Source organism: Candidatus Omnitrophota bacterium (assembly GCA_018894435.1).
Lineage (GTDB): Bacteria > Omnitrophota > Gorgyraeia > JAHIPI01 > JAHIPI01 > JAHIPI01.
Genome location: JAHIPI010000037.1, coordinates 1 through 4999, shown reverse-complemented (window position 1 = coordinate 4999; position 4999 = coordinate 1). Strand labels below are relative to the sequence as shown.

At 44.8% G+C, this 4999-nt stretch carries 6 protein-coding genes; all 6 read right to left on the bottom strand.

The features are described from left to right. Window positions 1-319: 319 nt before the first annotated feature. Window positions 320-634: a DUF134 domain-containing protein gene (locus KKI13_02675; protein MBU4487956.1), complete on the bottom strand. Its 315-nt coding sequence runs from the start codon at window positions 632-634 to the stop codon at window positions 320-322. An 86-nt stretch (window positions 635-720) separates the two neighbouring features. Further along, window positions 721-1464 (bottom strand): C1 family peptidase, encoded by a 744-nt coding sequence (locus tag KKI13_02670; protein ID MBU4487955.1) that lies wholly within the window; start codon window positions 1462-1464, stop codon window positions 721-723. Between the two features lie 57 nt (window positions 1465-1521). Next, window positions 1522-2328, bottom strand: coding sequence for a nucleotidyl transferase AbiEii/AbiGii toxin family protein (locus KKI13_02665; GenBank protein MBU4487954.1), 807 nt, complete (start codon window positions 2326-2328; stop codon window positions 1522-1524). Continuing rightward, entirely contained in the window at window positions 2325-2963 is a 639-nt protein-coding gene (locus KKI13_02660; protein ID MBU4487953.1) for a type IV toxin-antitoxin system AbiEi family antitoxin domain-containing protein, read from the bottom strand. The genes KKI13_02665 and KKI13_02660 overlap by 4 nt, the downstream gene beginning before the upstream one ends. 82 nt (window positions 2964-3045) lie before the next feature. Beyond that, on the bottom strand, window positions 3046-3879 hold the full coding sequence (locus KKI13_02655; GenBank protein MBU4487952.1) for a hypothetical protein: 834 nt from the start codon (window positions 3877-3879) through the stop codon (window positions 3046-3048). Next, complete coding sequence (locus tag KKI13_02650) at window positions 3876-4928, bottom strand: MarR family transcriptional regulator (protein ID MBU4487951.1); 1053 nt, start codon at window positions 4926-4928, stop codon at window positions 3876-3878. Before KKI13_02650 ends, KKI13_02655 begins: the two co-directional genes overlap by 4 nt. Between the last annotated feature and the right edge of the window lie 71 nt (window positions 4929-4999).

The window sequence follows — 4999 nt, the reverse complement described above, 5'->3', positions numbered from 1 at the left end:
TTGGACCCGAAAACGGGACATTGTTAAGTTGCGCCATCCACCTATATTATACCTCATATACGCCAAAAAATCAAGAGGGGCGTATAAAATATAATAAGATACAACTATTATAAACGTTATCCATGATATTGAGCCTCTAAAACCCCTCAGCAGTTATCCACAGGTTACATCATAATGTACGTAAACGTATTGTATACAATGAGTTACGTAATTTTACTTCCCATATCGTAGTTTACATAAGATATATTATAGGACGTTGCCTTTTTCTATATAAGGGGCCCGTTTATAAGGCCCCTTTAGCGAACTCCTATTATCTCAATTATATTGACCCTTTTTTCGTGATCTTATATGAACCGCCTGCTATTCTTATTATCTTGCCGTTTATAAGCGCATCTCCTATTATCCTGTGCGCCCTGCTTAAAATCCTCCCGAAACTCTGGCGTGAGATTCCCATATGCATAGCGGCTTTTCCTTGCCTTAGGCCCTTATGATCCGCCAAATTTATGGCTTCCCACTCCTCATAGGCTATATTGACCTCATCAGGCCTTCCGGGCTTGCCCCTTGGGCTAAATACCATAATTGGGGGCGCTTCTTCGATCCTACGGACCTTTTTGGGCCTTCCTTTTGGCTTCAAATAAACCCCCCGTTTATTATGAGCAATTGCTCATAATAACTTGCCCCTTAATGTGCCCGTCGCATGGAAATTTTTTTTATTTCTCATTATTTCCTTATCGTCCAAAAATCCGCCGCTAACGTTTCTAAATACTCAAACGGCATGGTGCAATAACCTTTCTTGCCCCACTTCTCGCCCCACGAGTTGCGGACGATGAAGCGCTCGACGCCTTGGTCATAGCCGACCGCCATGACCGCGTGGCCGCCGACTGCCCTCTCGTCTTTTTCCGGCATATTAATTACACCCGTGCGCGCCACGGCCTGGTTCTCGAAACTCTCGTAGACCGTAAATCCGAATACGAACGGGAAACCCTCCGCAAGGCAGACAAGCATCTCTTTGAGGCCGCTGATGCGGTGGTAAGAGGTTATCCTGTGCTCCTTGGCATCGGTGTAACACTTTTGGAGTGGTTTCTGGTCGAAACGCTCTATGACATATGGCCAGAGTTTCTCCTCGCAGGCACCGTCGTTCTTCAAAGTCTTTATACCCACGCGAAGCGAGGCGCCGGAGTCGTAATCTACGCTGTCCATGAGCAGGCGTTCGTTATAGTAGATAAAAAGCCGGCTTACGTCGGTATATTGCCCGTCGGCCTCATTGTCAAGGAATTCTAGATTGCCCGCCAAAGACTGCGCAGTACAGCTTCCCAGATCTCCCTGATCCTCCACTTTCGAGCACCGGGCCTGCAGGTTTACTTTCTTCGGCAGGCGGATCACCGGCCTTATGGCGCGATAGAGAAAGTCGCGCTCATCCGGGATGTCCGGCTGCCAACCGTATTTATGCCTATGCTCTCTCAAAGCCCGCGTATCCTTTCGTCAGTAACAGGGAATGGTTCTATTTTTGATCCTGGCTCCCTACGCCCTCTCAAGCATTTTAAGCACATTCTCTTTCGTGAACACGCTTAGGTCTTCCGGACGCTCAAGGAAGTTCCCCACATCTTTCTTTACCTCTCCCCAGTCGGCCTTATTTACCGCGCCCCCGATAATATTCCGCCAGGTATTCTCCGTGGGATAGTCCTGCTTCCAGCCGGTTTGTGTGAGGGCATTATTAAGCAAAGCGATATTCGGCTTCAGGTCTTTCCACTTTGAAAGGTACCAGCCGAGATCGAAAAAATCGCGCCCTTTTGTATATCCCCTGCTCAACAAGGCATGGCTCTTGCCCGCGAAAAGCGATGGCAGGTCGTATGACAAAAATGAAATGGGAAAATATTTGTTCACGATATCTGTCCGGAAGATCGCTCCGTCCGGCGGATTTGTATCGATCTCGATCTTCAGCGAAATATTCTGTTCCTTGAAAGGCGACAGGCCGGCATCCTTTAACAGTCCGTCGAATTTTACGAAAGCGGATTGAACGATCTTTTCGTCCTTATAAGTAACGGCAACGGAATATCCCGCCAACACCAGTTCTTCCTTGATCTTTTTTACAAGGGCCGCGAAGTCATGCTTTTTCCCCTTGACGGTGGAAAAATCAATATCTTCGGAATAGCGCGGTAAATCGTGCAAAAATCTCAGCGCTGTCCCGCCCAAAAACGCGGTAGTATGAAACAGCCCTTCATCCTGCATAATCCGAAGGGTATAGGCCTGGAGGTATTCGCGCATTACGTTCATTTTAGCGTTCAGGCCGTCCTGCTTGGCGGCAAGTTCAAGGACATAATCTTTCATAGTGTTTTTTGGTTCTCCGCTTCTTTAGTGATGTATTTTACGACCCTCTTTGCGGCTGTCATAATGCCGCGGCTTTTAAATCGTTTCGCGAAAGCCAAAAAACGGGCCGTGTCAATCTTTTCGGTGTTTTGCAGCCTTAATTCTTTAAGATATGCCGGCGAGATATTCATTCCGTTGAGATAAAACAAATCCAGCAGCGCTTTTTCGGGAAAAGCCACAAATGCCGTCTGTCTGTCTACGCTAACAGAACCGTACCCCCAAAAAAGTGGTTTCTTTACACACCTGTACGAAAACATCCCTGCTTTTGTAACATATTTGGCCGGCCGTTTGGTAGTAACCGAAGTATAAACCGGCACCGACTCCGGGATAAGGCCGTGATATTCAAGCGCTTTCTCCAGACTAATATAAGACGGGCTCATCAATATAGACGCCAAATACGGCTCAAAAACATCTTTCTTCCGGTAATCCTTAGAGAGAAGATAGATCCCCCTTTTTACCTGAATGAGCTTGCCGGACTTCACCCACCGGCTAATCTGGACTTTGACCGGACGGGTGTCAGCCACGCCGGCCAAAAGGACCTCCACATTGATGACCGGCAGATTCCCTGCCTTTTTCAAAAATTCATGCCATTTCATACGAGTAATTTAACACATTTGATAACTTAATGCAATATAAAAATATAAATGTTTCCTAGCAGTGCTAGTGGGCTCCAATTAATTACTTAACAAATAACTGGCTTATGGAATAGATTACCTCTCTAACCGCAAAGGTTCTATTTAAACCATAACGGTTAGTCAGAATATTCACAACATCTTTCGTTCCTGCTGAGTCCTCGCCGTCAAAGTAGCGGTGGATCGCCTTAAAGGCATCTCCCACATCTTTATTGCCTTTATATTTCGTCAATTCCTCTTTTACGGAAACCGGGCCGTTCTTAAAATTTACTATCGTGTACCATATATCATAGGCATCTTTCGCAGCCGAATTTTCCTCATCCGAATAAGCAAATGCCTTTAATGTCAAAAAAGGTATTACATTAGGTATTTTTATTTTAATCGCTCTCTTCCGGCTCGAACCGATATCCCTTTCAATAAAATCGTTAAATACCAAATATACTCCGCGAAATTTCACAGCCTCAACATCAGGCGCTATCTCCTTCAATTTATCGGCAGCGGGCTTGAATCTGTTATCGGTTATTAAATCTATAACTATTGGTTTATAGCCGCCCTCAAACTTTATAAAGCTATGACTCATAAAATCCAATCCATCGCCTGTCTTTTGTTTCTCGAATCCCATAGAACGCATAATCTTATAAAAATCTTTGTATTTACCCCTTTCGGCAACAGCGAACTTTATCGCGATATCTATGTCAAGCGTTCCTAGGTATTCCTTTAGATACGGCAGTTTATTTGTAACTAATAAATCCGGCACAAGGCCTCCTACCAGATAGAAATTTTTCGATACATGACCAAAAGCTATATATATACCTGCCAGGACGCGCCTTAGCCTGACAAGGTGTGCCGGTGAATAATCATCAAACGTCTTGTTTCTCATTTCAGTTCTTTCTTGATAAGCGCCAGAATATGACCGGCCTGCTTTTCGCCGCGCAGGGGATTTTTCTTTAAATCTGCGTAAAGCTGTAGATTGTCTACGACCTTAAGGCCGCTTCTATCCCGGGACTTCATAAATATATACTCGTCGGGTGCTTCGATAACCATAAGATTAAACCCCTTATCAACTTCCGAGGCGGAGAGCGATCTCCCCGGAAATTTATCAAGCGATTCGACATATACCGAGACTATATCAAATGTGGCAAATGGCGCCACCAATGAGGCTCCCGCTTCCTGTGTAAAAGCGTATTTTATTCTACCGAGCGAAAGTTTATCAGCCACCACTTTCATCAGTTTAGCCGGATTTTGCGTCCACACATAATAGCTTTTCTTTCTATCGCGCCGTTTTATCTCGGATTCTGCCCATGCGGAAAAAAGATCGTCGAAATTAGTCGGCGCCAGTTTTTTATCTTTCTCGGTTACGTACCCCATTTTTATCATCCTATGAATAACGCGCGAAACCATACCTTTGCTCAATCCCGTAAGCTCAGAAATTTCCTTCTGAGTCCATCTACTCTTGGGCTGCCCGAGAAGGAACCTGGTAATCCTAGCCGCTTTTGGTGAAAATAAAGTTTGCCTTTCGGTAACAACGTCTTTGGGGCGTGCCTTCCCTTCGGTGTAAATAAATATGTTCCCGCATGCTATTTTCGCGTTTCCGCTGAAATCAAGATAACCTATATTATGCTCATCGCATATTTTCTTTCCCCTCTCGCTTATAAAAGGAACGGCTATAACCGGGCAATACGAAGAATTCGTCTCCGTGAATTTCTCCAGAATAACGCTGGCATCCCTGACGTACTGAGGGTAGCCGGCCGTTTTTACCTCTACGCAGAAATGATAGGTCCGGTTGTTATCCTTGGCCGTTATTAATAGATCTATCTCCGCCGTTCTTGTTTTTTTGTTACGCACCACCTTCCAGCAAGAAAGAAATGGAATGCGTTTTTTAAACGCATCTTCTACTTTCGTAATAAGCCTTTTTTCCGGTATATACATATATGCGCCCTCCTATATAGTATGGTTTACCAATTGGTAAACCATACTATATAGTAAACCATAACTTTTCT

Excerpts from the sequence above, each read along its gene's own strand:
- KKI13_02665 (MBU4487954.1), bottom strand. The coding sequence starts at position 2,328 with ATGAAAGATTATGTCCTTGAACTTGCCGCCAAGCAGGACGGCCTGAAC.
- KKI13_02650 (MBU4487951.1), bottom strand. The coding sequence starts at position 4,928 with ATGTATATACCGGAAAAAAGGCTTATTACGAAAGTAGAAGATGCGTTT.
- KKI13_02660 (MBU4487953.1), bottom strand. The coding sequence starts at position 2,963 with ATGAAATGGCATGAATTTTTGAAAAAGGCAGGGAATCTGCCGGTCATC.
- KKI13_02655 (MBU4487952.1), bottom strand. The coding sequence starts at position 3,879 with ATGAGAAACAAGACGTTTGATGATTATTCACCGGCACACCTTGTCAGG.